At 72.3% G+C, this 23353-nt stretch carries 27 protein-coding genes, 1 tRNA gene and 1 riboswitch; of the genes, 5 read left to right on the top strand and 23 right to left on the bottom strand.

Annotation, left to right across the window (positions count from 1 at the left end; all coding sequences use genetic code 11):
- Positions 1-121 precede the first annotated feature (121 nt).
- The 4 genes from ACIRVF_RS16115 to ACIRVF_RS16100 form a co-directional block, all read right to left on the bottom strand.
- Positions 122-1105 carry a DUF5926 family protein gene (locus ACIRVF_RS16115; RefSeq protein WP_402817242.1) on the bottom strand — a complete coding sequence of 328 codons (984 nt, stop codon included), beginning with the start codon at positions 1103-1105 and terminating at the stop codon, positions 122-124.
- Positions 1106-1247: 142 nt separating this feature from the next.
- Complete coding sequence (locus ACIRVF_RS16110; protein ID WP_402817240.1) at positions 1248-1832, bottom strand: ATP-binding protein; 585 nt, start codon at positions 1830-1832, stop codon at positions 1248-1250.
- Between the two features lie 276 nt (positions 1833-2108).
- Positions 2109-2933: a glycerophosphodiester phosphodiesterase gene (locus tag ACIRVF_RS16105; RefSeq protein ID WP_402817238.1), complete on the bottom strand. Its 825-nt coding sequence runs from the start codon at positions 2931-2933 to the stop codon at positions 2109-2111.
- Between the two features lie 112 nt (positions 2934-3045).
- Positions 3046-4386: a purine-cytosine permease family protein gene (locus ACIRVF_RS16100; RefSeq protein WP_402817236.1), complete on the bottom strand. Its 1341-nt coding sequence runs from the start codon at positions 4384-4386 to the stop codon at positions 3046-3048.
- Between the two features lie 70 nt (positions 4387-4456).
- Positions 4457-4605, bottom strand: a riboswitch (TPP riboswitch).
- 206 nt (positions 4606-4811) lie between these two features.
- Between ACIRVF_RS16100 and ACIRVF_RS16095 the strand changes: the two genes are divergently transcribed.
- Together ACIRVF_RS16095 and ACIRVF_RS16090 are read left to right on the top strand one after the other, a co-directional pair.
- Positions 4812-6779 (top strand): S1C family serine protease, encoded by a 1968-nt coding sequence (locus ACIRVF_RS16095; protein WP_402817234.1) that lies wholly within the window; start codon positions 4812-4814, stop codon positions 6777-6779.
- A gap of 64 nt (positions 6780-6843) precedes the next feature.
- Positions 6844-6931 (top strand) — tRNA-Ser (locus ACIRVF_RS16090).
- A gap of 140 nt (positions 6932-7071) precedes the next feature.
- Here the strand turns inward: ACIRVF_RS16090 and ACIRVF_RS16085 are convergent.
- The 17 genes from ACIRVF_RS16085 to ACIRVF_RS16005 form a co-directional block, all read right to left on the bottom strand.
- Positions 7072-8178 carry a tyrosine-type recombinase/integrase gene (locus ACIRVF_RS16085; RefSeq protein WP_402817232.1) on the bottom strand — a complete coding sequence of 369 codons (1107 nt, stop codon included), beginning with the start codon at positions 8176-8178 and terminating at the stop codon, positions 7072-7074.
- Between the two features lie 333 nt (positions 8179-8511).
- On the bottom strand, positions 8512-8703 hold the full coding sequence (locus tag ACIRVF_RS16080) for a helix-turn-helix transcriptional regulator (protein WP_402817230.1): 192 nt from the start codon (positions 8701-8703) through the stop codon (positions 8512-8514).
- 378 nt (positions 8704-9081) lie between these two features.
- Positions 9082-10644, bottom strand: a complete 1563-nt coding sequence (locus ACIRVF_RS16075) for a YfjI family protein (RefSeq protein ID WP_402817228.1) — start codon at positions 10642-10644, stop codon at positions 9082-9084.
- Positions 10645-10714: 70 nt separating this feature from the next.
- On the bottom strand, positions 10715-11650 hold the full coding sequence (locus ACIRVF_RS16070) for a bifunctional DNA primase/polymerase (protein WP_402817226.1): 936 nt from the start codon (positions 11648-11650) through the stop codon (positions 10715-10717).
- Between the two features lie 175 nt (positions 11651-11825).
- Positions 11826-12101, bottom strand: a complete 276-nt coding sequence (locus ACIRVF_RS16065; RefSeq protein WP_402817224.1) for a hypothetical protein — start codon at positions 12099-12101, stop codon at positions 11826-11828.
- 15 nt (positions 12102-12116) lie between these two features.
- Positions 12117-12560, bottom strand: coding sequence for a hypothetical protein (locus ACIRVF_RS16060; protein ID WP_402817222.1), 444 nt, complete (start codon positions 12558-12560; stop codon positions 12117-12119).
- Between the two features lie 32 nt (positions 12561-12592).
- On the bottom strand, positions 12593-12784 hold the full coding sequence (locus ACIRVF_RS16055; protein ID WP_360420484.1) for a hypothetical protein: 192 nt from the start codon (positions 12782-12784) through the stop codon (positions 12593-12595).
- A gap of 223 nt (positions 12785-13007) precedes the next feature.
- Positions 13008-15071, bottom strand: coding sequence for a plasmid transfer protein TraB (gene traB / locus ACIRVF_RS16050; protein WP_402817220.1), 2064 nt, complete (start codon positions 15069-15071; stop codon positions 13008-13010).
- A 125-nt stretch (positions 15072-15196) separates the two neighbouring features.
- Positions 15197-15823: a plasmid transfer protein TraA gene (traA, locus tag ACIRVF_RS16045; protein WP_402817218.1), complete on the bottom strand. Its 627-nt coding sequence runs from the start codon at positions 15821-15823 to the stop codon at positions 15197-15199.
- 22 nt (positions 15824-15845) lie between these two features.
- The gene (locus tag ACIRVF_RS16040; RefSeq protein WP_402817216.1) at positions 15846-16385 is read right to left on the bottom strand and encodes a hypothetical protein; all 540 of its coding nucleotides are present in this window, start codon (positions 16383-16385) and stop codon (positions 15846-15848) included.
- A gap of 15 nt (positions 16386-16400) precedes the next feature.
- Positions 16401-16541 carry a hypothetical protein gene (locus ACIRVF_RS16035; protein ID WP_402817214.1) on the bottom strand — a complete coding sequence of 47 codons (141 nt, stop codon included), beginning with the start codon at positions 16539-16541 and terminating at the stop codon, positions 16401-16403.
- Between the two features lie 17 nt (positions 16542-16558).
- Positions 16559-16933, bottom strand: a complete 375-nt coding sequence (locus ACIRVF_RS16030; RefSeq protein WP_402817212.1) for an RRQRL motif-containing zinc-binding protein — start codon at positions 16931-16933, stop codon at positions 16559-16561.
- Positions 16930-17274, bottom strand: a complete 345-nt coding sequence (locus ACIRVF_RS16025) for a hypothetical protein (protein ID WP_402817210.1) — start codon at positions 17272-17274, stop codon at positions 16930-16932. The genes ACIRVF_RS16030 and ACIRVF_RS16025 overlap by 4 nt, the downstream gene beginning before the upstream one ends.
- Positions 17271-17486, bottom strand: coding sequence for a hypothetical protein (locus tag ACIRVF_RS16020; RefSeq protein WP_402817208.1), 216 nt, complete (start codon positions 17484-17486; stop codon positions 17271-17273). Before ACIRVF_RS16020 ends, ACIRVF_RS16025 begins: the two co-directional genes overlap by 4 nt.
- Positions 17487-17504: 18 nt before the next feature.
- The gene (locus ACIRVF_RS16015; protein ID WP_402817206.1) at positions 17505-18506 is read right to left on the bottom strand and encodes a hypothetical protein; all 1002 of its coding nucleotides are present in this window, start codon (positions 18504-18506) and stop codon (positions 17505-17507) included.
- A 32-nt stretch (positions 18507-18538) separates the two neighbouring features.
- On the bottom strand, positions 18539-18913 hold the full coding sequence (locus ACIRVF_RS16010) for a WhiB family transcriptional regulator (RefSeq protein WP_402817204.1): 375 nt from the start codon (positions 18911-18913) through the stop codon (positions 18539-18541).
- Positions 18913-19161, bottom strand: a complete 249-nt coding sequence (locus ACIRVF_RS16005) for a hypothetical protein (RefSeq protein ID WP_402817202.1) — start codon at positions 19159-19161, stop codon at positions 18913-18915. Before ACIRVF_RS16005 ends, ACIRVF_RS16010 begins: the two co-directional genes overlap by 1 nt.
- A 636-nt stretch (positions 19162-19797) precedes the next feature.
- Between ACIRVF_RS16005 and ACIRVF_RS16000 the strand changes: the two genes are divergently transcribed.
- Both ACIRVF_RS16000 and ACIRVF_RS15995 read left to right on the top strand, forming a co-directional pair.
- On the top strand, positions 19798-20571 hold the full coding sequence (locus ACIRVF_RS16000; RefSeq protein WP_360420506.1) for a helix-turn-helix transcriptional regulator: 774 nt from the start codon (positions 19798-19800) through the stop codon (positions 20569-20571).
- Positions 20568-21041 (top strand): NUDIX domain-containing protein, encoded by a 474-nt coding sequence (locus ACIRVF_RS15995; RefSeq protein WP_360420508.1) that lies wholly within the window; start codon positions 20568-20570, stop codon positions 21039-21041. The genes ACIRVF_RS16000 and ACIRVF_RS15995 overlap by 4 nt, the downstream gene beginning before the upstream one ends.
- Here the strand turns inward: ACIRVF_RS15995 and ACIRVF_RS15990 are convergent.
- Positions 21038-21601, bottom strand: a complete 564-nt coding sequence (locus ACIRVF_RS15990) for an HD domain-containing protein (protein ID WP_402817199.1) — start codon at positions 21599-21601, stop codon at positions 21038-21040. The two genes, ACIRVF_RS15995 and ACIRVF_RS15990, sit on opposite strands and share 4 nt — an antisense overlap.
- A 13-nt stretch (positions 21602-21614) precedes the next feature.
- Positions 21615-22049 carry a GntR family transcriptional regulator gene (locus ACIRVF_RS15985; RefSeq protein ID WP_360420512.1) on the bottom strand — a complete coding sequence of 145 codons (435 nt, stop codon included), beginning with the start codon at positions 22047-22049 and terminating at the stop codon, positions 21615-21617.
- 383 nt (positions 22050-22432) lie between these two features.
- On the opposite strand from ACIRVF_RS15985, the gene ACIRVF_RS15980 reads away from it, so the two are divergent.
- Positions 22433-23260 (top strand): MerR family transcriptional regulator, encoded by an 828-nt coding sequence (locus ACIRVF_RS15980; protein ID WP_402817197.1) that lies wholly within the window; start codon positions 22433-22435, stop codon positions 23258-23260.
- The last annotated feature ends 93 nt before the right edge of the window (positions 23261-23353 follow it).

Raw genomic sequence — 23353 nt, 5'->3', positions numbered from 1 at the left:
CCGGACTCTTTAGACAGTAACAAGGATCCGCGCCCGCGCCAATTTCCAAGACGCCCTCCAGGCCCGGAAATTGCGGCTTCGAGGCGACAATGTGACGCGTATCACCCGGAACCTGTGCCCTTTAGTTCAAGGTGACCTGACGGTTCACCAGGTTCGCGCGGGCGCGCCGCTCCTCCGCGGTCAGCGGAGTGGCGTCGGCGAGGACGGCGGCGAGCCGCTCGCCGAACTCGGCGGCCGGCTTCTCGCAGTCGGCGGCCGTCATGGCGAGCGGGAGGTCCCAGACCGGGACGGTCAGGCCGTGCGCGCGGAAGGAGCCGACCAGGCGGGTGTCCGGGCCGAGCGAGGCCTCGCCGGCCGCGTTCAGCCGGGCCAGCGCGTCCAGCAGCTGCTCCTCGGGCACGGTCATCACCCAGCGCAGGTGGTTCTTGTCCGGGGTGCCGCACCAGTAGGCGGCGTCGACGCTGCCGAGCTTCTCGGTCGGGATGGCCGAGGCGTTGGCGCGCTCCAGCGAGGCGGCGACCTCGCCGGTGGCGGTCTCGGCGTCCTCCAGCCAGAACTCGAAGCCGGTGTGCACGGTCGGCGTGAAGGCGGCGGTGGTGTCCAGCAGGTCCTGCAGGCGGCGGCCGCCGGGGACGGTCCGGCGGGCCGGGACGGGGCTGCCCGGCTCGGTGGCCAGGGCCAGCTCCAGGGCGTCCGCGAGGTCGCGGCTGAGGTCACCGGAGGAGGACTGGGTCTGCAGGCCCAGCAGGATCGAGCCGTCCGGGCGGCGCAGGGCCGGCCAGGCCAGCGGCAGCACGGTCGCCAGGGTCACCGACGGGACGTCACCCCCGGCGGTCGCGGCCACGCCGGGGGCCAGCGTCAGCGGCACCGTGGCGGCGGGCACCAGCTCGCGCAGCGCCACCCAGTCGGCCTCGCCCGGCAGGCCCTCGAACGGGCGGTGCACCAGCTCCTGCACCGCGTGCGAGGCCTCCCGCCCGTGGCAGGCCTTGTAGCGGCGGCCCGAGCCGCAGGGGCAGTCCTCGCGGGCCCCCACCACGGGGACGTCGCCCGTGACGGCGGTGGTGGACTGGCGCTGCGGCGCCTTCTTGGCGGCCTTCTTGCCCATGGTGCGGCTCTCCCGGGGACGGTGGTCCTTTTCACCGGGAAGCCTACTGAGGTTCCCCCGGCGCGCGGGAACGCGCCGGGGCGGGCGTCGCGCGCGGCCCCGGGGGGCCGCGGCCCCCCGGGCCGAGCCCGCCGGACCGGCCCTACGCGCTGCGGGCGTCGCCCCCGGTGCGCCGGGCGTGCCGGGCGCGGGCGGGCAGCGCCGCCCAGACCGTCACCTCGCCGGGCGCGTCGCGGACGCCCCAGTCGCTGGCCAGTTGGTCGACGATGCCGAGGCCGCGGCCGCCGCGCGAGGTCAGCGAAGGACTGGCGGGTGACGGCCGGGTGGCCGCGCCGCCGTCGGTGACCTCCAGGGTGAGCACGCCGTCGGCGTGCATCTGCCAGCGGACCAGCACCCCGCCGTCGGTCTCGGCGGGGACTTCCTCGCGCTCCCGGCCGCCGGGCGCCGGATGCGTCCCGGAGGGGACGCCGACCAGCAGCTGGTCCACCACCTCGGCCCGGGCCGCCCGGCCCAGGGCCCGCAGCGGGCCGAGCGGACGGGCGTACCGACAGGCGTTGCTCAACAGTTCGGAAAGGATCAGTACAGCATCATCGATGACCGGTTCCGGTATCTGCCGGTCACCCAGATCTCGACGCAGTCGGCGCCGTGCGACCCCGACACTCGCTGGGCCGTGCGGCACTGCCATGGTCGATGAAGTAGGCACTTCACGCGCCACCATCAACGCCACCCCCGGACCTCCTTCAGCGTATGCCGAGGGATGGATGCCCCTTGGTAATGCGTCGGAAACGACCAGCGGGGGATCCCGCGAGTCCATTTCGAGCGGCGCGACCCAGGGTCGACGAGAGGTCATTCCGTGCTCACCCTCCGTCGCCCGCGCGGAAGAATTCCGGCAATACCGTGCGCGGAAGGTTTGGCTGCCGACCAGAGTGATCGGGTCCCACCGGTACGGCGGCGCTTCCGCCCGCGATCACCGCCCGGGATCACCGCCCCGTTCCCGCACGGCTCACCGTCCGAGCTGCGCCAGCACCTCCGCGGGCCGGTTGGTGATGATCGCGGAGACGCCGAGTTCCAGGCAGAGCTCGACGTCGGCCGGTTCGTCCACCGTCCACACGTGCACCTCGTGGCCCAGCTCGCGCAGCCGGGGCACCAGCTGCGGCCTGGCCCTGATCAGCTCGATGCCCGGACCGGCGATCCGCGCCCCGCCCGGCAGCGGACGGCCCGGGCGCAGCCGGCCGAGCAGCGGCAGCATCCGTTCGATCAGGAACACCCGCCCGTACTCGGGAGCGGTGGCGGCCACCCGGTCCAGCGCGATCGAGGAGAAGCTCATGATCCGGGCGGACGGGCGGTCGCCCTCCCGGGCCGCGCCGATCTTGTACTGCTCCAGCATCCGCAGCAGCTCGGCCTCGACCCGGCCGCGGAACCGCACCGGGTGCTTGGTCTCGATCGCCAGGTCCACCGGGCGGCCGCAGTCCACCACCAGCTCCAGCAGCCGCTCCAGCCGCAGCACGCCGCGCAGCTCGGGGTCGGTGCTGGGCTTCCCGGTCTTCCAGGCGCCGAAGTCGTACGCCTCCAGCTCGGCGAGGGTCATCGCGGAGACGGTGCCGCGGCCGTTGGAGACCCGTCGGATCCGGCGGTCGTGGACGCAGACCAGGTGGCCGTCGGCCGTCACCCGGACATCGCACTCGACGGCGTCCGCGCCCTCGTCGAGCGCGCGCCGGTAGGCCGCGAGGGTGTGCTCGGGCAGCGCGTGGGAGGAACCGCGGTGGGCGATCACCTGGACGGAGGGCGCGGTGCGCGCCGCCGCCGGGGGCAGGTCTGGGCTGGTCACGGGCCCCACGATAGGGGGCGCAGGTGTCGCGGAGGCGAAGCCGGTCCCAACCTGTGGGGCCGGCTCCGCCTCCGCGGTCCGCCGGGGTGCGCCGCCGCGGTCGGGCGCCGTCTCAGGCCCGGGAGGTGCGGCGGGTGAGCGGGGTGAGCGCCCAGGTGGCCAGCGCCGGGACCAGGAAGGCGAACAGCGAGGCGGAGGTCCACTCCTGCGGGGTGAAGTGCAGCGCCTCCTGGGCGGAGGTCCAGAAGTCCACCCACCAGCCGGCCACCGCGGTCGGCGCGATGAACTGGTAGACGGCGAAGCCCAGCACCCACGGCAGCAGCATCAGCCAGCGGGACGGCGCCCGCTCGGAGAGGTCCCAGCCGTGCCGGCCGGCGCCGAAGAAGTAGTCCACCGCCAGCACCGCCAGCAGCGGCACGAACACCGAGCCGATCAGGCCGAGGAAGTTGCTGTAGGTGTCGGTGAACCGGTCGATCCGCAGCGCCAGCACGGTGGTCAGCACGCCGATCCCGCCGCTCAGCACCCGGCGGTCCACCCGCGGCAGCAGGTTCTGCAGCGACATCGCGGTCGAGTACACGTTGGCGAAGGACTGGTCGGTCTCGCGCAGCACCAGCACCAGCAGGAACAGCCAGCCGGCCCAGACGCCGAGGAACGAGTCGAAGATCCGGCTCGGGTCGCCGTCGGACTGCAGCAGCGCCATCAGGCCGAGCACGTAGCACCAGACCTGGGCGACGGTGTAGCCGGAGAAGCTGCCCCAGAACGACGAGCGCGGGGTGCGCGAGTGCCGGGTGTAGTCGGCGGCCATCGGGACGAAGGAGATCGACACCGCGATCATCGCGTCGGTGGCTCCGAGGAAGCCGTGCCAGTTGCCCGCTCCCGGGTCCGGCACGCCCTGCCGGCCCAGCTGGACGGTGAAGTACACCATCGCGACCGCGACCGCCCCGGCCACGAAGCGGCGCAGCACCGCGATCGAGCCCAGCGGCCAGATCGTCAGGGCGGTGGTCAGCGCGCCCGCGAGCAGCACGAACAGCCAGCGGTAGCCGGTGGTGTGGGCGACGGTCTGCGCACCCGCCGCGATGGTCAGCAGCTCGAACACGCCCCAGCCGATGCACTGGACGATGTTCAGCACGGTCGGCAGGTAGGACAGCCGGGTGCCGAACAGCCCGCGCAGGTTGGCCATCGCGGGGGCGCCGGTGCGGGCACCGATCAGGGCGGCCACGCCGAGCATCGCGGTGCCGACGGCCGTACCGGCCACGATCGCGGTCACCGCGGCGGCCAGCGACAGCTCGCTGCCCTTCTCGCCGAGCACCGTCGCCGCGGTCGAGAAGCCGATCAGGCTGACGCCCAGGTTCATCCAGAGCGCGAAGTGGTCCCGGAAACGCAGGGTGCGCGGCGGCTCGGTGTCCAGCACCAGCGGCGCCTCGACCCGGTGGTCGAGCAGTGCGGTGGCCACGGCCGGGACAGGGGGAAGGGCGGAGAAATCCTTGGACTCGGGCGCACCCGAAGAAGAGGATGACGAAGCAGGCGGCATGGCCGATACTCCCTACGCCGGCATTACCCGGACAGGTTCCGGCGGTCAGCGCCCCCTCGACGGTCGGCCTGTCGCTCGCCTGGCGTACCGTCGACATGCGCACTCTCAGCCTGGTGGGTCCAAGCTCCCGCGTGTCAGTTTGGAGCGACAGGCTAACCGGCACGGGTGCGAACGCCAAAGGCCGCGGGTGCGCGGTCCGCATCGCGGGATGCCGGCGGGGGTGGGGAGCCCCGGCCGTCGGCGGCGGCTAAGGATTCTTATGAGTTCTTCAGAGGGGTCCTTACGGCAATCGAATCGACGGTGCGAAAAACTATGGTCCTTGGTTCTGTCAGCTATGGAGGTCGTCCGTGAGCACCGAGCGCGAGGTTGGGCCCACCGGGCCGCAGGGGGAGCAGCCCGCCGGGGCCCAGGAGGCGGCAGGCGCCGCTTCCGACAGCACCGCTCAGGGCGGTCACAAGCCGACCATGGCGTTCAGCCGGGTCCCCGCGCCGGCGGCCGAGCCGGCGGCCGAGGCACCGGCGGCGGACGAGGCGCAGGCGGCGGGCGGTGCTCCGGTCGACGGCGCTCCGGCGGCCCCCGACAGCGGTCACAAGCCGACCATGGCGTTCAGCCGGGTCCCGGCGCCGGCGGCCGAGCCGGCGGCCGAGGCACCGGTGGCGGACGAGGCTCCGGCCGGGGGCGGCCACAAGCCCACCGTCGCCTTCACCAAGGTCCCCGCCCCGGAGACCCCGGCGGCGCCGGCCGTCGAGGAGCCGGCGGTCGACCCGGTCACCGGCTACATCGACGCCCCGCCGCCGGTCCTGCCGCCCGCGCCGCCCGTCGCGCCCGCCCCGGCGGTGGCCGCCCCGGCCGCCCCGGCAGCTCCGGCCGTGGCCGCGCAGGCCGCCGCTCCGGCCGCGCCCGCCGTGCCGCCGGGCACCAACCCGTACGCGACCCCGGCCCACGGCGTGCCCGCCTCCGGTGCCCAGGACCCGTACGGCGTTCCGGCCGCCAACGCCCAGGAGCCGTACGGCACCCCGGCCGTCGGCGGGCCCGCCCCGCACGGCCACCACCCCTTCGGTGCCGGCCAGCCGCTCGGCGGCTGGGGCGCCCACGACGCCGCCTCCGGCGGTGCCGGCCACCCCGGCGGCCCGAACGGCCCGCTCGGCTACCCGGCCGACTACCCCGGCGGCCCGACCGGCCCCGGCGGCCCGCGCAAGAAGCGCGGCGGCCTGGTGGCCCTGCTCGCCGCGGTCGCGCTGGTCGCCGGTGTCGCGGGCGGTGCGATCGGCGTGGTCGCCACCGGCCACAGCAACAGCAGCACCTCGGCCGACGACCACCGCAGCACCACCGTCCAGGCCAGCAACACCCAGAAGAACGAGCCCGCCCCCGGCTCCATCGCGAGCATCGCGCAGAAGGCGCTGCCCAGCGTCGTCACCATCAAGGCGCAGGGTTCCCAGGAGTCCGGCACCGGCACCGGCTTCGTCTTCGACACCGAGGGCCACATCCTCACCAACAACCACGTGGTCGCGCCGACCCTCAACGGCGGCAAACTGACCGTCAAGTTCGCCGACGGCACCTCCTACAGTGCCTCGGTGCTGGGCCACGCCGAGGGCTACGACGTCGCCGTGGTCAAGATCGACAACCCGCCGAAGGCCAAGCTGGCCCCGCTGGCGCTGGCCGACTCCGACAAGGTCAACGTCGGCGACGCCACGATCGCGATCGGTGCGCCGTACGGCCTGGAGTCCACCGTCACCAGCGGCATCGTCAGCGCCAAGGACCGCCCGGTCGCCTCCGGCGACGAGACCGGCTCGCAGGCCTCGTACATGAACGCCCTGCAGACCGACGCCTCGATCAACCCCGGCAACTCCGGCGGCCCGCTGCTCGACTCCAGCGGCGCGGTGATCGGCATCAACTCGGCGATCCAGTCCAACGCCTCCGCCAACGGCCGGGCCGGCAGCATCGGCCTGGGCTTCGCCATCCCGATCAACCAGGCCAAGTGGGTCGCGGACACCCTGATCAAGACCGGCAAGCCCGTCTACGCCAAGCTCGACGTGCTGCGCAACGACGACTACAAGGGCGACGGCGCCCAGATCCAGACCCACGACATCCAGGGCCAGCCGGCCGTCACCCCCGGCGGCGCGGCCGACAAGGCCGGCCTCAAGCCGGGCGACGTCATCACCAAGCTCGGCGGCGCCCCGATCGAGAACGGCCCCGCCCTGGTCAGCCGGATCTGGACGCACAAGCCCGGCGAGATCGTGGACGTCGAGTACACCCGCAACGGCCAGACCATGACCACCAAGGTCACGCTCGGCCAGCGGGACGGTGACCAGTGACCCTCGGGCACACCCGAATCGTGTGCACCGAACCCCGCCGGACCCGTTAGGCTGACCTCCGCCTGGAGAGCTGCCCGAGCGGCCTAAGGGAACAGTCTTGAAAACTGTCGTGGCGTGACCCGTCACCGTGGGTTCGAATCCCACGCTCTCCGCCGGTAGGAGAACCACCTGCTCAGGGCGGGTGTCGGCAGCTGCCGATACCCGCCCTTCCCGGTTCCGTCCCGGGTTGTCCCACCTGAGTCCCAGTTCGACCCAGCGCGTGCGGAACACCCACGGAACGGTTCCGTGACCACTACCCCTGGTCGTACTCCTCGGTGAGGAACTTCTCGATCAGGGCATTGGACCGCTCGCGGCGGCCGTCGATCACCTTGGCGTAGAACTGGTACAGCACGGCCACGCTGTGCCCTGCCCGGTAGGCGACTTCGGTCGGGTCCAGCCCAGCGGCCAGCCAGCCGGAGACGCAGGTGGCCCGCAGCGAGTACGGAACGTCGGCGAACTCCGTCCTGGCCTGCTCCGGGGTGAGCACCAGGTCCCGGATCCGCTTCCAGGTGTCGGAGGTCTCCTTGGTAGTCACGAGACCGCCGCCAGCCGACTGGAACAGGCGCCCGTCCACACCGAGACCGAACTCCTCGACGTGGGCTCGGAGCATCCGTACGAACACCGGCGGGATCGGGATGTCCCGCGTGGCGTCGCGCGCCCGGTGCTTGAGCCCCCGCTCCTCGTGGGACTGCCCGTCGTCCGTCCACCGGGACCCGACGCGGGGCGAACTGCCGGGGGCCACGATCAGGCCCCAACCCTCCTCCGGAAGCGTGCAGTCCGCCAGCCGCAGGTTGGTCACCTCGGCTGGCCGCATGGCCGCCCAGTTGGTGCAGCCGAAGAACGCCGATAGGTGGCGCCCCCGGGCGCCGAGGGTTTGCGCTGCCTCGACCAGATCGCGGGCCTGGCGCGGCCCAGGGACGTAGCGCCAGTCGATTTCGGTCACGGTCTCCGGCGGCTCCCAGTCCACGAACCTCAGCGGGTTCGCGGTGAGGAGCTTGCGCTCCACGGCGTACCGCAGAGCGCCGCTGAACGTGGCGTACTTGCGCTTGATGGTGTTGTCCGCCGCGCGCTTGCCGTCCAGCTTCAGGGTGATGGCCTTGAGCGCCTTCCGGAGGGTGTCGGAGTCGTCCAACTGGGACACTGGGACGGACTTCTTGGCGATCCAGTCGAGCGCGGCCACCACGTCCGCCGGAGGCTCCCCTCGGTGCTCCGAGAAGTTGAACGCCCAGCAGGAGAGCGCCCGCCGGAGAACCTTGTGGGGCGGGGCGCCGCGCTGGTCGGTGACCAACGCGGGCGTGATGGTGGCCAGACCGTCAGCGCGGGCCGCGCGCTCCTTTGCTGAGTCGCTCTCCCACTTCACCTCGGCATGCTTCACCGCATGGTCGAACCAGGTAACCCGGGCTTCCTTCTCCCGGAGTTCCCGCAACTCCGGTCCCGGCAGGCCCGTTTCGACGTCGAACGGCTCACCCTTGTTCCGGGCGGCCAACAGCTCTGCCCGCCGGCCGTCCGCGAGTGGAAACGTCGCGAAGGTGCGCGAGTGCTCCTGCGGGCCTACGCGCCAACGGAGCTGGAACGGCTTCCGCCCCCGGCGAAGGTCGCGGATCTTCCAGAGATGTACATCGAACGAGAGCACGTGATCTCCAAGCGAGTGGCCCCGGTGCAAACCGGGGCCACTGGGGTTGGTGTTGGTTGGTCAGGCAGCTTCGAGTTCCTGAGCAGCCCACCAGGAGTCGAGGTCCGACCTCCGGACGCGGATCTGGCCGTTCGGGAGCTTGATGGTCTTCGGGGCCTTGCCCCGGGCGCGCATCCGGTAGAACGCCGAACGGGACATGTCGATCTCTTCGAGGACGGCTTCGAGCCTGAGCTTCGGGTCGTTCGGGGGCATGGGCAGCTTCTCCTTGACGGAGGGGGCGAGGTGAGGTGGTGCAGGCGGCCCGCGCTGTGGTGGGCGGGCCAGGGCACAGGGCGCCACGGAAACCACGGAATACACAAAAACCCTCTGCGTGGCGTCTGACCTGCGGCGATGCGCTCGGGTGGGGTTCTCCACAGAAGTCCGCACTTATTCCGCAGAAATGGGCGGGCAGGCGTCGGGCCGCCGCCGGTGTGGTGCCGGCGGCGGCCCGAGGGCGCGGCGCGCGGGTTTTTGTGGAATTCCGCGTTCTTTGTGTGGCGGGTAGGTGCGCTGGGCGTTGGTGCTGGTCAGAGCGGGTGCCGGTGGCTTTCGTGGATTTTGTGGATTCTGCGAGCGGGCTTGTGCGGTGGATCAGTTCGGGTGGAGTTGCGGGTGGGTGGCGTACCGGGGTGCGGGCGGGCGGCCTCGGGTGCCGGGTTCGCGCGGGGGTGCGGGTTCGTGGCGGACCCAGCCGTGTTCTTCGAGCAGGCCGAGGGCGGTCTCCAACACGGTGACGGTGGGGAACTCGGCGCGGGAGAGCTTGGCCATGAGGTCGCGTCGGGAGAACGACGGGGTCGGGTAGGCGGTGAGGTGCTTGAGTACGGTGCGGGCGCCGGCGAGGGCCTTGTCCGCGCCCATGGCCTCGAAGACGTTCAGGGCATGGACGGTGAAGTACTCGCCGAGGCGGATGGCGCGCTCGACGGTGTCGGCGGTGATGGGCTGCTTGTAGGCGTCACCGCCGTGCTCGGCGAGGTGGAGCAGGCCGGCGATGCGAACGGTGGCGCCGACGAGCTTGCCGGCCCACTCGCTGATGTGGCCGAGGGCGCCGCACGGGGCCAGGCGCGGTTCGATGCGGTCTTGGAAGGCGACGAGCGCGGCCCCGGCCTCAGGGGTGGTGGTGAGGACGGCCGGGTCGGTCCAGTCGGCCATGGCCAGGGTGAGGGCGGCCACGCGCTTCTCGTACTCGTCCGTGACCTCGTCGGGGATCAGGTCGGGCAGGGTCTTGCGTCGGCCGACCAGGGACTCGGGCATGGAGTACAGGAAGCGGGCGAGCAAGCCGCGGCCGTCGAACTGGCGGTTGCGGCCGATGTCCTCCAGCACGCAGGGCTGCACGGCGAGGGCCATGGTCAGGGCGGGGTTGTCGATGTACTGCTTGTCGCGGGACTGCCGGTTGACCTTGAGCAGGTCGCCGGCGTGGCCCTTGAGGAAGACCTCCATGTCGGCGGTGCCGCCGGAGTAGCGGCCGGCGATGGTGTCGAAGATGCCGCCCTCGGCGGACATGACGGCCAGGCGCCCGCCCTGCTCTGCGAGGAGGGTGGTGATGGCGGCGGGGGTGCCGTCGTCGGCGATGAGCTGCGGCTCGGCCGGGACGGTGATCTCCGAGGCGGTGTGCGCCAGGTCGAGCGCGATCCGGTTCAGCTTCTCGCGCTCGTCCTCGTCGGCGGTGGCGGCCTTGGCGGCGGCCTTGTCGGCTGCGGCGCGGGCGAGGCTGGCGGTGGTGTTGGCCTCCACGATCGCGCTCGCGCTCTGCTCGACCAGGGCCCGTTCCACCTTCACGAGCGGGCGGGTCATGGCCGCGAAGACAGCACTCTTGCGGTTGGCCGGGGGCAGGGCGACGACGACGTAGAGGTTCACCGGCTCGCGCCAGCGTCCTCGCACGACCACCACGGCCCGCCCGCCACCGGCGGCGGCCAGCACCGCCAGTGCCAGGCTTCCGGCGAGGTCGGCCGGGGTCTGCGTCTCCTCCGCCACCGCGTCGACCATGGCGCCGAGCCACTTGGGCAGGGCGTCGGAGGGGAACGCGGGCAGGGTGCGGGCCTCGCCGAGGGGGATCGGCTCCTCCCACCCGGGCGGGCCGGTGTCGACGCCGGGCGGCGCGGTGTCCTCCCAGCCCTCGGTGAACAGGGACTCGGACGGCGCGGTGGGGGCGTTCACTCGGCCCACCGCCTCGGGCGATGCCCCGAGGAGAAGCGCTTCTCCTTGGCGCAGGACGGGTGACGGTTGCTCATGCGGCACGCTCCACCGTGCCGGCGCCCCGGGCGAGGCCGTTGGCGATGGTGCGCCTGCACTCCGCCTCGCCGAGACCGGCCTCCAGACCGGCGCTCAGGAGGGCGTCGGTGGCGTCCGCCTCGGGCAGCGCGCCGGAGCCGACGAGGCGGCCGAGGGCGGCGGCGGAGGCGAACAGCCGGTCGTTGCGCCCGCCCTCGCGGGTGGCCTTGACCTTGGCGGTCTCCCTCGCCACGGCGGTGTCGACGTACGGGCCGAGGCGCCCGATCCGGGCCCGCACCGCCGCCGCGTCCACCAAGACCGCCGGGGCGGCCTTGGGGGTGAGCAGGCCGAGCAGCCATTCGGGGAGCGGGATCGGGTCGGTGTCGTTGACGACGGTGTAGGGACGGTGGTTGACGACGCTGCCGGGGGCCACGACGTAGCCACCGTGGGCCCGGGTGTCGACCTTCCAACCGAGCCCGTTGCCCTTCTCCCCGCAGGTGTTGCGCAGGACCACGCCCGCCGGGGCGGCGAAGTACAGGTGGGCGCCGCCCCGGCCCGTGCGGACCTCATACGTCTGCGGCCACGGCTGGCCGTGCTGCTCGCACAGCGCGGCGAACACGTCCCGGCCGTCCGTGATGCCCTGCCCGGCCCAGCGGGCAGGCGGGGTGTCGCGAAGGTGCTTGGGCATGTCCAGATCGACCACCAGCAGGCCGGACGGCCCGCAGGCCAGGCCGACGTTGTACGGGGCCACGTGCCACGCCCGGCGGATCACGTCGGGGTCAGTGGTGGCCCGGTACTCCCACCCGAGGTGCCCGCCCTCACACGGCCCGGTGCGGGGGCAGTCGTTCTCACCGTGCAGCGCCGGGTACTTCGAGCCGGGGGCCAGCGGGAACACCCGCCGTCCCCGTTCGGCCACCGCGAGCGCGGCCACCATCTGCGGGTTGCTGTTCATCAGGTCCTTCCAGTTCGGCGGCGCGCTCGGCGCAGACCTTGTGCGCGGGCCTGCGCTGCTCGTCGCGAAGCGGGGTGGGGCGGCGGCACCAGCGGCAAGGGCGCGGGCCGGTGCGGTCGAAATGGGAGGCGTCGCGCCAGTCCAGAACGGCGGACACAGCGGTGTCCCTAGGCGGCTAGAACGGCGGCTCGGCGGAGTACAAGGGCTCCGTCCAGCCGAGCCAGCGACGGGCGATCCAGCGCGGGACGGGCAGCACGCGGCGGACGCGCCACGGGTCCCAGCAGGCGCAGTGGACGGTTTCGGTGCCGGCGTACTCGCCGGTGTCGTAGTCGCCGTAGTCCTCGGTCCAGCCGCCGACGCCCTCGCACTCGGAGCACTTGGGGTTGGGGGTGTCGGTCAGCTCGATCACGGGGAGCGGCGACTCGGCGTACTGCAGACGCAGGCGGGCCATGCGGGTTCCTCCAGGTCAGCGGTTGCGGTTGGTGACGTTGACGCTCACGTTCACGGCGCCCTTGCCGCCCCGACCCCCGCCCCCTCCGCTGTTCTTGAGCAGGTAGAGGACGCCGAGGGCGGCGACGAGCAGGCCGAGGCCGGTGGTGGCGGCGGCGAGGGTCTGGAGCAAAAAGCCGACGCCGAGACCACCGGCGCCGATGCCGATGCCACCGGCGAGCAGTCGGGCGGGCCACGGGTCGCGCCCCGGAACCGGCGCCGGGAGCGGGGCGGGGGTGTGCGTGGCGGGCAGGTAGGCGAGAGCGGCCCCCGGGTGGTGGATCGGGGCCGGGAGCGGCGCGGTCGGGTGGTAGAGCGCGAGCGGGGCCGGGGCGGGCTGGGTGGCGTAGTAGGGGGCGCCGTCCTGGGTGTAGAGCACCGGGGCGGCGTACGGCGGCTGCGGGTTGGCGGTGTGGTCCACGGTGCTTCTCCTGTCGGCGGCCTGGCGGTTGGTCAGTGAATGGTGGAGACGTAGTGCGCGAGGGCGCCGAGGGCGCTGTTGACGGGTCCGGCGAGGCCGGTTCCGGCGACGGTGAAGCCGGACAGCCAGATGAGGACGGCGCTGCCGACGCTGACGCGCTGGGAGCGGACGAGGACGACGGTGATGATCGCGAACAGCAGGGCGGACGAGACGGAGACGATCACGGCGGAGGGTCCTTCCGGGCGCCCCGGAAACGGTTCCGGGGCGCGGTCGAGCGGTGGGGAGGTGGGGGTGTCAGACCGGGCGCGGGAGGGGTGTCAGAAGCGTCAGGAAGGGGTGTCAGACGCGTCAGACACCCCTCGCGCGCACGCGTTACCCGGGGAAATCGGCCCGTTCGGCGTCAGGGCCGTCTGACGCGTCAGACGCGTCAGGACCGTCACGAGCGGGTCAGGCGGCGGCCGACTCGAACGGGATGATCTCGTAGCGGCCGACCTCGTCGGTCTCCCGCAGACGGCCGGCGTCGACCATCTCGGAGACCTGTCCGGACACCCAGCTACGGCCCCGGTTGAAGCGGTCGCAGTACTCCATGAAGTCCGCCGGGCCGACCTCGGTGCGGCCCTCGGCCTCGAACTCGGCCAGCAGCTCGAACATGATCTTCTTGGCCTCGGCCTTGCCGACCCGCGTGCGCGGCGGGATCTCCGCCGGGGCGATCTCCACCACCGCTTCAACAGGAGGGAGTTCGGCGTCCGGGTCGATCCCGTCGTCCTCGTCGCTGTCGGCGTCGTCCGGGTCCAGGTCGTAGTCGTAGGGCACGGGGGTGTGCTCCTCCTGCTCATAGATCTCGCCGTCCTCGCCGTCCTCGGCGCCGGACAGGGCGGGAAGGGGGTAGCGGGTGCGCTGGGTGAAGGCGGTTCCGGCGGCTTTGGCGGCGGCTGCGGCGGTGACCGGGTCGCACTCGGCGCGCAGGTGGGCGAACTCGGCGACGGCCCGTGTCATGGCGTCCACCGGGGTCAGGTAGGAGCGGCCCGGGGTGGCCCAGAACGTCTCCGGGATGCCGTTGGCGGTCAGGTAGCAGTACCCGGGCTTCTTGTCCTTCCACGCCTGCGGGGAGGCGCCGGCGTCCAGGGCCTCGTCGGAGAGCGCGAACTGCGCGTCGCGGTCGTCCCGCAGGCCGAACACCCAGGACGAGCCGAGAGAGGCCCGGGTGTCGGTGCTCATCTGGGTGTGGGAGGCGCGCTGCAGCGAGATGACGATGCTGATGCCGGCGGAGCGGGCTTCCTGGGCGGGGCCGGTGAAGGCGTCCTCGTCGATCTCCCGCAGGGACTTGGCTGCTTCCTCGAACCAGGCGAGCAGGTAGGGCATGCCCGGGGAGCCGTCCGCCTGCGTCTCGGCGCACGCGGGTTCCCACTGCTTGTAGCCGTACTTGGCCAGCCACGCGGTGCGGGCCGGGATGACGGCCTTCAGGGCGTTGACCATGGCCTTGGTCGACTTGATGTCGAGCGCGGCCCAGTCGATCGCGGGCAGCAGCGGGCCGAGGGTCTGCTCGGCCTTGGCCGGGTCGGACGCCCACACGATCACGTCGCGGCGGGTGACGACCTCGGTCAGCGCGGTCAGGCCGCCCTCGGACTTTCCGGAGCCGGTCATCCCCATGATCAGCAGGTGCATGGCGTTGCGGCTGGCCTCGGGGTCGCCGGGGAAGAACATCGCCATGTGGGCGCCGTCCTCGTAGATCCCGGTGTGGACGGGGTCGGCGATGGAGCCGCCCGGGTAGGACGGCCCCGGGTAGACGGCACCGGCCTTGAGCAGGTCGTGCGGCACCACGGTCAGCGCGACGCGGGAGGAGTCGTCCGGGTTCGGGAGCGTGCGCACCGCGTTCTTGGCGACCCGCAGCGCGCCGGCGAGCTTGGGAAGGGCCTTGGACACGTCGTCCGGGGTCAGCTCCCCGCCGGGAAGCTGGAGTTCGAACTCGGCCTTGTTGGGCTGGACCTTCGCGGAGGTGACCAGGGTCTTGGCGAGCCCGACCTTCTCCAACAGGCCCTTGTCGCCGTCGTTCGGCGCGCCCTCGGGGTTGACCCGCAGCAGTTGGCGGATGTTCCACGTCGCCGCGAGCGCCGATCCCCCTATCAGGTAGAGGCTGGGCAGGGGGCCGGAGGTGGGCCCGGCGAGGGCAGCCGCGGTGAACCACGACGTTCCGGCGGCGACGGTGATGGCGGAGTGGAGTCGGCGCTGCTGGCTGGTCGGGCGGCCCGCCCACCAGGTGGCGGCGGTGAGGCCGAGGGAGGCGAGGGTGAGCCCGACCGCGCCGGCCGCCGACTCGCCCCACATGGCGTTGGCGGGCAGCGACAGGATGCCGGTGCCGCCCGCGACGATCCACGGCGGCAGGTAGGGCTTCATGCGGTGGAGCAGGTACTCGCCGACACCGCCGGCGTGCTGGTTGGGGTCGAGGTGCAGGTAGCCGACCTGCTGGCCGGTGTCGAGCTGGGCGATGGTCTGGGGCTGGCGGCGAGCCACGGGCGGCCTCCCTGGGCTGCGGGATGTGGGGTGGGGCCCGGCCCGGGGCAGCGCGCGGCACAGCTCACCCGACCGGTGGGGACGAGGGCTGTGCGCGCCCTGCCCCGGCGGGGATCAGAGCGGGATCAGCCGCCGAACTCGAACTTTCGGCGGGCCTGGCGCGGCTGGGCCACGCGGGAGATCTCGGGGTCGTACTCGCGCTGGAACGCGGCGTAGGTGCGGGCGATCTCGGCGGCGCACTCCTTCGCGTCGTCGGCGGCCTTCTTCAGGTGCTTGGCCACCCGGCGGGCGCGGGCCAGCGAGCCGAACGGGCGGCCTTCGGCGTCGGGGACCTCCTTGAGTACGGCGTTCAGCAGCTCGTAGGCCATGGCCAGGTCGAACGAGACCCGGGACATCGCGGAGCGGCCCTGCTCGCAGTAGTTGCGCACGTCGGCGTTGGTGAAGAACTCCGGGTCGCCGAGCGGGGAGTAGGCGTTGCCGCCGCCCGCGCTCCGGCCGCCGCCGGACGGCTGGCCGATCCCGCCCGCCGCCGGGCCCGGGCCGCCGGGGCCCCGGCCGCCGGCGTATCCGCCACCGCCACCGCCTCCGGTGGTGTTGCGGGTGTAGTTGAAGTGGTAGCTCGGGCCGACGCGGGTGCGGGAGTTGCCGCCGTTCGGCGGCGGGGTCCTACCGGAGCCGGTGGCGCCGGGGTTCGGGGTGCCGGAGCGGCGCGGGGGCGGGAACGGGCTGTCGGGGTTGGGAGGGGTGCTCATCTGTGCTGCCTCCAAGGGGTGTTCAGGTCTGCGGGGTGTCGATCGGGGTGGTGGCGAGCTTGCGGCGGCGCTGCCACCAGAGCGTCTGCGCGGTGGCGGTGCCGGCCAGCCACGCGACGGCGAGCAGGCCGTTCGCAGGGCCGAACCAGATTGCGAGCGCCGACCAGCCGAGGCCGGCCGACCAGGCGGCGACGGAGCGGGTGCGGGCGCGGGCCTTGCGGCGCACGGCCGAGCGCGGGTGACGGCGCAGGATCAGCGCCCACCCGGCGGGCAGCAGCACGGCCGGGACGGCGAGGGCCAGCGCGGCGGCCGGGGCGGCGGACAGCACCCCGGCCGCCCCGAAGACGCCGATCCCGGCCCAGGTCGGCGCCCACGCGACCCGCCGACGCCACACGGCGCGGCCGATCGCGAGCGCCAACCGCCCGCTCAGGGAGCGCTGTTGCGGGACGACCAGCACGACCGGGGCGGTGCCCCGGCCGAGGTCGACCACGTGCGCGGCGGGCGCTCCCCGCCGGCCGCGTTGCTGCGGCATCTGGATCTTGGTGGTGCGGATGCGAGCCATGATGGGGCCTCCGTGTCAGATGTCGTCGCAGCGGATCTGGTAGCAGTCGGAGCAGATCGGGATGATCCACTCCTCGTTGCAGACGTCCTGCGCGAACGGGTCCGCGCAGATCTCGACGTCCGGCTTGCTCTCGCCGCAGAAGTAGCAGCTGTTCATGGCGGGTTCCTTGGGGTTCAGGCCGCGAGGGCGGCGCTGTCGGCGCAGGTCAGGCAGGTGCCGAGGTGCACGGGGAGCACGTAGCCGGCGTCCCGCCCGCAGGCAGGGCAGGTGCGGCGGGCGGCGTTGGCCTTGGCGAGGGCGGCGGCCTTCGCGGGGGTCATCGGCCGCACGGGCTTGGCCAGCGCGAGCCGGTAGAGGTAGGCGGGGCGGGTGCCGCCGAAGCGGGAGCGCCACATGACCTGCGCGGCTACGTCCTGCCCGCCCGGGCGCAGGCCCTTGGCGCGCAGCTGCCGGCGGGTGAAGTAGCCCGCCGGTGCCATGCGCCACGGGTAGGTGGGGGTGCCGCCGTGGCGGGTGCCCTCGGGGTCCCAGTGCCGGGGGCGGCTCACTGCTCGTTGCCCGGGTCGAGCTTGTAGAAGCCGTAGAGCTGGACCGGGATGCCGGTGTGCAGGCCGGTGGCGGTCAGCCAGGCGGTGTCACCGCGCTGCTTGTGCTCGACGGCGGCCGGGTCCAGGCCGAGGGCGGCCCGCCACTGCTCGAAGTGGTCCAGGCCGTTGTGCAGGCCGATGTTCAGCCCCCACGCGAAGTCGTACGTCCCGGGCACGTTCAGCAGTTCCAGCAGGACCGCCGGGGCGGGCAGGTGGGCGTGCGCCGTGAGCAGGAACATCAGGGTTCCGGCGGCCTTGATCTGGTCGGCGGCGGTGTCGCTGGTCTCGGTGCCGGTGGTCACGATGCCTGCCCTTCGCCGAGGAGGGCGCCGATCAGCTCGGGCCGGTTGGTGGCGCCGAGCGAGCGCCCGGCGAGGGTGAACAGGTGCCACCAGCGGGCGGTGCCGTCGTCGTTGCTGGTCTGGGCGCACATGAAGCCGTGGAACGGGAAGATGTCCACGACGCGGGTCTGTTCGAACTCCGGCGAGGGCGCCGGGATGTGGTCGGTGCTCATGTGGGATCTCCCGGGTTCTCAGGCGGCGGCCGGCGCGTCATCGGCGCCGTACTGCTCGTTGAAGCGCTTGTAGAGGCGGCTGACGTAGGCCGGGGAGCGGGTGGAGCGGCGGGCGGCTTCGCGCTGGGCGACGCGGTCTCGCCAGCACTGTTCGATCACGCGGGCGGCCTCGGCCTCGTCCAGTCGGACGGCGGCCGGCTCCTCGTCGTCGTCCTCGGTGTCGGTGTTCACCTCGTCGTCGGCGGTGAACGCCTCGGGCTCCGGGGTGTTCACCGGGTCCGGTCCGGTCGGGTACACCGGGCCGTCGATCACGTCCTCGGCGGTGTCCGGGGCCGGGTCGGTGATCGGTTCGGCGGTGTCGGTCGGGGCGGGGTGAACGGGGGTGAGCACCGGGTGAACGGGCTCAATGTTCACCGCCTCCGCCGGACCCGCCGGAAGCGCCTCCCGGGAGTCCGCTCCGGGGGCCGTCGGCAGGGTCGCGGCAGGCTGCGGGGCGGGGGTGAACGGTGCCTGCGGGAGGGTGAACAGAGGCACGTTCACCACCTGCCGGGCGGCCTGCGGGACCGTGGCCGGGCGGGTGCGGAGCGGCGGATGGGGCCGCTTCGCGAGGCGGGCCAGCGCCCTGCGGTAGGCCGGTCCGGCCTCGGCGACGAGCAGCAGCAACAGCGGCGGGATCAGGTGGATCACGACGCCGACCAGGTCTTGCGCCAGGGCGGCGGCGCCGATGTTGAGCCAGACCGTGGCCAGGCCGGTGACCCACCGGAAGAGGGCCGGCCAGCGTCCGGCGCTCACCCCGAAGCGGGCCAGCGTGCTGTCCGCCTGGAGGCTCAGGATGAAGCACCCGTCTCCGGCGACGGCCATCACGGGGCCGGTGCCGTAGCCGGGTGAATGGGCGTCGATGAACGGGGCGGCGGTGGACATGCTCACCGCGACCACCGCCCCCGTGAGCACCCACGTGCCGGTGCTGATCACGAGCGACGTACGGCGGATCTGGGCCGGGGTGGGCACCTCGGTGAGCACCGGGTGAACACCCCTGCCGGAGCGGTGAACGCTCACCCGGCACCCCCGGCGTTCACCCGGGCGCGGTCGCGGGCCGCCCGCCGCAGCAGGCTGCCCCGCTCCCGCTCGTTCAGGCCCCCGAAGATGCCGTGCGACTCCTTGCGCTCCAGCGCGTCGGCCAGGCACATCGACTTCACCGGGCAACCGGCGCACATCATCTTGGCGCGGCGCTCGGCCCACTCGGCGGCCTCGGTCCCCATCTCCTCCGGGTCCGGGAAGAACAGCTCGGTGTCGCTGCCCGCGCAAGCGGCGCCGCGCAGGTCGCTGTCCGGGCTCGGGCGGTACTCGGCGAGCACGGTGGCCGCCGCGCGGGCGCTCCGGTGAGGGGTGTAGGTCGCGCCGCTGGTCAGGGTGTGCAACTGGGCCATCACGCGGCCGCCTTCCAGGTCAGCACCCGGCGGCGCTCGGCGGTGCGCATCAGCGCGGACGCGAACCGGGCCGCCGGCCCGTCCAGGTCCCGCAGGATCTCCCGCGCGACATCGAGCCGGACCCGCCGGTCCTCGGCGGTCTCGTCCTCGGTGCCGGTGAACAGCTCGGCGTCGATGCCGTAGCCGAACGCGAGCTCAGCGAACTCGTCGGGCGTTGCGGCCTCCTGGCCTGCAACAATCAGTTTCATGGGTTCACCTCGTCCAATCAGGGGGTGAGCCCGCAGGGTCGCCGCGCGTTCCTTGGCCGGAGCGCGGCGGCCCGACTCATGCGGGCCCAGCTACTCGTGGTGCACGAGCAGCCATGGCCTCGGTCCGCCCGCAGAGCGGATGGACCGGGCCAAAGTCACTCGTTCACGCGCACGGGCCCGCTCCGCCGTAGCGGTGCAGGCCCGTGATGCCGTCCTCTTGGGGAGCGAGCTCCCGTTCAGGCGTGGACGGCGGATCTTTCGATCTCTGCCCTCCGGACTGACCAGGCGCCGGGTACCTCGGCCCGATTTGTCCCGGGCCCCTTCGCCCTGGGCGCGGCGGTAGCCGGCCATTCACGGGCGCGTTTGTGCAGCTCAGAGCAACCCAAAGAAGGGCTGTCAGTTCGTCCGCCTCGCCATGCGAGACATGTTGAACATGTCTCTTACGATGCCGAGAAGCCGACGCTGCGTCAAGTCCTTCGTTTGGTTCGGTCGGAGATTCCCGACCGCGCATCACTAGATTCGGCTCTCCGGCCTTGTCGGAACACGGCGTGCCTGGACGGCTACGGTTCGACTTCGCTACCGTCAAAGTCGTCCCAGAACGTCCAAGCGCCGCAACGTCGTCCAGGGGAGGGCGAGATGGCCAACGAGAGGCTGCGAGGGGCGATCCTCGCGAGCGAGTTGACGATCGAGCAGATCGCGGAACGGCTAGGAACGAGCCCCCGGACGGTAGAGCGCTGGGTGGAGGCCAAGGACGGCCGGCGCCCCTACCGGCGCTTCCAGTACGCGCTCGCGAACCTCTTGCAGCGCGATCTGTCGGACCTTTGGCAGGACGAACAGACCAGCAGCGCGACGGCCGAGGCCGGCCGGGCAGAGCTGGTGAAGCTCTACCCGCACCGCGCTGTCGTGCCGAAGGAGCTTTGGACCTCCCTCTACGCGAAGGCCACGCGCCACTTCGACTTGGTGGTGTACGCCGGCTTCTGGCTCTCCGAAGACCCGCTGTTCTTCCGGCTGATCCGGGAGAAGGCGCAGGCTGGCGTGCCGGTGCGTCTCATCCTGGGCGATCCAGACTGCGCCGGGGTTGCTCAGCGGGGCGAGGATGAGGGGATCGGTCCCGCCATGGCGAGCAAAATCCGAAATGCGCTGGCCAACTACGGGCCACTGTTCGGCGTTCCCGGAGTCGAGTTCCGGCTCCACTCGACCACGCTCTACAACTCGCTCTACCGGGCCGATGACGACCTGCTCGTCAACGGGCACGTCTACGGCGTCGGGGCCTACCTGGCTCCGGTCCTGCATCTTTCCCAGGTGCCCGGTGGTGAGCTGTTCAGCACGTACGCGGCGAGCATCGAACGGATCTGGGAGAACGCCCGGACCATCACCTCGCCCCAGCTCGAAAGTGAGGCCGCAGCATGAGCCGGATCGACTACTTCCACGACCCGTCCGCTCCGCCGGCGAACTCCGTCGTGCCATCGGTCACCGCCGTGGTGACAGACGAAGCGGGGCGGCTGCTGTTGATCCACAAGACGGATAACGATCTGTGGGCGCTGCCCGGTGGTGGGCACGACATCGGAGAGTCCGTGGCAGAGACGGTTGTTCGCGAGGTGCGCGAGGAAACCGGAATCGACGTAGAGGTCGCCTCGGTCGTCGGCCTGTACACCGACCCCGGGCACGTTATGGCGTACGACGACGGAGAGGTTCGACAGCAGTTCTCCATCTGCTTCAAGGCCCGGCCGGTCGGCGGCGCGCTGCGGACGAGTTCGGAGTCGAAAGAGGTCCGCTGGGTGGACCCAGCGGACCTCGATGACCTGGACATTCACCCGTCCATGCGGCTGCGGATCAAGCACGGCCTGGAGTCTGCCCGAGTGCAGCCGTACATCGGTTAGGTCGCGGTGCCGGCCTGGACCAAACGGCCCTCGACCCGGCGCGCGGCTGCGTCGATCTCGGGCTCGGCACGACGGATGAAACGCCCGACGATGCTGTCTGGCCCGTACCGACCCACGATCTCCGCGATCCGGTCCGGTGTCGTCGTCGGCGTGCCGTCCGGCGTGGTGGTCATGTCGCAGTAGATCAGTGCGTCGACCAGGTGCGGCTCCTCCAGCGGGAACTCCTCCTCCAGTTCTCGCCGCAGTCCGCGTTCCTCCGCTTCGAGCAGCGCACACGAGTGGTGGGCGACCAGCCGCACGATGCGCTCGTCCACGTTCTCGACACGGAGGAACCGGGCGCCGTCGAGCGGGTGGAAGCCGGTGCCGAGGTCGGCGATCCGGGGCGAGTACCCGATGTCGTGCAGGACAGCCGCAGACTCCAACAGCTCAGCGTCCGGGCCGAGGACCGGAGCCAGCGCGCGCGCCTTGCCGGCCACCCCCTTGGAGTGGGCCCAGCGGCGCGGGAGGTCGGTGGACAGAAGGGATTCGGCAAGCTCGTAGGACCACACGGTGGTATCCACTCCTAGCTGGTGGTCAGGACTGATTGGTAGGGACCGCGAGGACCCGTCGGCCCTTGCCCTGGCGGACCTCCAGGACGCCGGCGCCCTCCAACTGGGCGAGGGCGCGGCGGACGGTTCCGCGGGACGCTCCGGTCTGCTCGATGAGCTGCTTCTCCGAGGGGAAGTCAGCGCCGACACCGAGCTGTCGGACAAGAGCATTGAGCTGGTCAGGCAGTGCGGCCTTCGGTTCCGAGCCAACGACGGCCCACCCGATGCCGGGCTGCGACCGGATCAGCCCCTCGGCGGCAAGTACGTCGAGAGCCCGTTTCACGGTGGTACGGGCGACACCGTGCGCCTCCATCAGATCGGCTTCCGAGGGGAGCGAGGTCATCGTGTCGTCCCCGCCGATCTCGGCGCGCAGGGCGTCCGCGATCAGCAGGTACGTTCCTCGCGGACTCCGCTCGGGCACTGGCCACTCCTTCCGTAGGTGGATACCCAGACAGGATGAACGATCCCAGCGGCGTACTGCCAGCCTCCACGGCCCTGCTCGGACAGGGCGCGATCCGGGGACTGTGGAACATCTGCGGAACGGCAGTAACCTCTACCGGACCTGTGGCAACGTCCGCCGCAGGTCAGAAGCGGGTACCGCCCTGGCCCGTGCATGATCTTGAAAACTGTCGTGGCGTGACCCGTCACCGTGGGTTCGAATCCCACGCTCTCCGCCGGTAGGAGAACACCTGCTCAGGGCGGGTGCCGACATCGAGTCGGCACCCGCCCTGAGCGCTTTCCCGGGGGAAAGCACACGGCCGGGGTTGACCCTGACACGGTGGGAGGCCGTGGAGTGGAAGCACCATGTTGAACATCGGAGACTTCGCCAGCCACGGCCGGGTGTCGGTGCGGATGCTGCGCCACTACGACGCGATCGGACTGCTCCGGCCCGCCCGGGTCGACCCGGTCACCGGGTACCGCTCCTACGAGGCGGGCCAACTGGCCCGGCTGAACCGGGTGATCGCGCTCAAGGAACTCGGCTTCACGCTGCAGCAGGTCCGGGCCGTCCTGGACGAACAGCCGGACGCCGCCGAACTGCGCGGGATGCTGCGGCTGCGGCGGGCCCAACTCGCCGCGGCGATCGCCGCGGACGAACAGCGGCTGGCCCGGGTGGAGGCGAGGCTCCGGACGATCGAGAGCGAGGGGAACATGTCCCAGCACGATGTCGTGGTGAAGCCCGTGCCGTCCGTCCGGGTGGCCCAACTGACCGGCGTGGCGGCGAGTTACCAGCCCGAGGACATCACCCCGGTGATCGGCCCGCTGTTCGCGGAGCTGTGCCGCCGGGTCGCCGAGGCCGGGATCGAGGAGGTCGGCCCGTCCGTCGCCCGCTACGAGGACGCGCCGGAGGGTGACGGCTCGGTGCTCGTCCGGGTCGCCGTCCAGGTCGCCCCGTCGGCGCCGGGCGGCCGGGACGACTTCGAGGTGGTCGACCTGCCGCCGCTCGCGGAGGCGGCGACCATCGTCCACCGCGGCTCGATGGACGAGGCGATGGGCAGCTTCCAGGCGCTCGCCCGCTTCATCGAGGAGAACGGCTACCGCTCGGCCGGCTACGCCCGCGAGCGCTACCTGGAGACCCCGGACGAGGTGTCCGACTGGGTCGTCGAACTCCAGGAACCGCTGGCCCGCCGGTAGCCGGCCGCGCCGCCCCACCGTGCCCGCGCCGCCCCACCGTGCCCGCGCTGCCCCACCGTGCCCCGTGGCGCCCGCCGCCGCCCCGAGGCCCAC

The organism is Kitasatospora sp. NPDC101157 (assembly GCF_044768255.1).
Taxonomy (GTDB): Bacteria; Actinomycetota; Actinomycetes; order Streptomycetales; family Streptomycetaceae; genus Kitasatospora.
This window is presented reverse-complemented; position numbering and strand designations above follow the sequence as displayed.

What these genes read in the sequence shown, in the direction of transcription:
- ACIRVF_RS16115 (WP_402817242.1), bottom strand. Translation starts at nt 1,105, where the DNA reads ATGGGCAAGAAGGCCGCCAAGAAGGCGCCGCAGCGCCAGTCCACCACC.
- ACIRVF_RS16080 (WP_402817230.1), bottom strand. Translation starts at nt 8,703, where the DNA reads ATGCCCCCGAACGACCCGAAGCTCAGGCTCGAAGCCGTCCTCGAAGAG.
- ACIRVF_RS16070 (WP_402817226.1), bottom strand. Translation starts at nt 11,650, where the DNA reads ATGAACAGCAACCCGCAGATGGTGGCCGCGCTCGCGGTGGCCGAACGG.
- ACIRVF_RS16065 (WP_402817224.1), bottom strand. Translation starts at nt 12,101, where the DNA reads ATGGCCCGCCTGCGTCTGCAGTACGCCGAGTCGCCGCTCCCCGTGATC.
- traA (WP_402817218.1), bottom strand. Translation starts at nt 15,823, where the DNA reads ATGAGCACCCCTCCCAACCCCGACAGCCCGTTCCCGCCCCCGCGCCGC.
- ACIRVF_RS16040 (WP_402817216.1), bottom strand. Translation starts at nt 16,385, where the DNA reads ATGGCTCGCATCCGCACCACCAAGATCCAGATGCCGCAGCAACGCGGC.
- ACIRVF_RS16035 (WP_402817214.1), bottom strand. Translation starts at nt 16,541, where the DNA reads ATGAACAGCTGCTACTTCTGCGGCGAGAGCAAGCCGGACGTCGAGATC.
- ACIRVF_RS16020 (WP_402817208.1), bottom strand. Translation starts at nt 17,486, where the DNA reads ATGAGCACCGACCACATCCCGGCGCCCTCGCCGGAGTTCGAACAGACC.
- ACIRVF_RS16010 (WP_402817204.1), bottom strand. Translation starts at nt 18,913, where the DNA reads ATGGCCCAGTTGCACACCCTGACCAGCGGCGCGACCTACACCCCTCAC.
- ACIRVF_RS16005 (WP_402817202.1), bottom strand. Translation starts at nt 19,161, where the DNA reads ATGAAACTGATTGTTGCAGGCCAGGAGGCCGCAACGCCCGACGAGTTC.
- ACIRVF_RS16000 (WP_360420506.1), top strand. Translation starts at nt 19,798, where the DNA reads ATGGCCAACGAGAGGCTGCGAGGGGCGATCCTCGCGAGCGAGTTGACG.
- ACIRVF_RS15995 (WP_360420508.1), top strand. Translation starts at nt 20,568, where the DNA reads ATGAGCCGGATCGACTACTTCCACGACCCGTCCGCTCCGCCGGCGAAC.
- ACIRVF_RS15980 (WP_402817197.1), top strand. Translation starts at nt 22,433, where the DNA reads ATGTTGAACATCGGAGACTTCGCCAGCCACGGCCGGGTGTCGGTGCGG.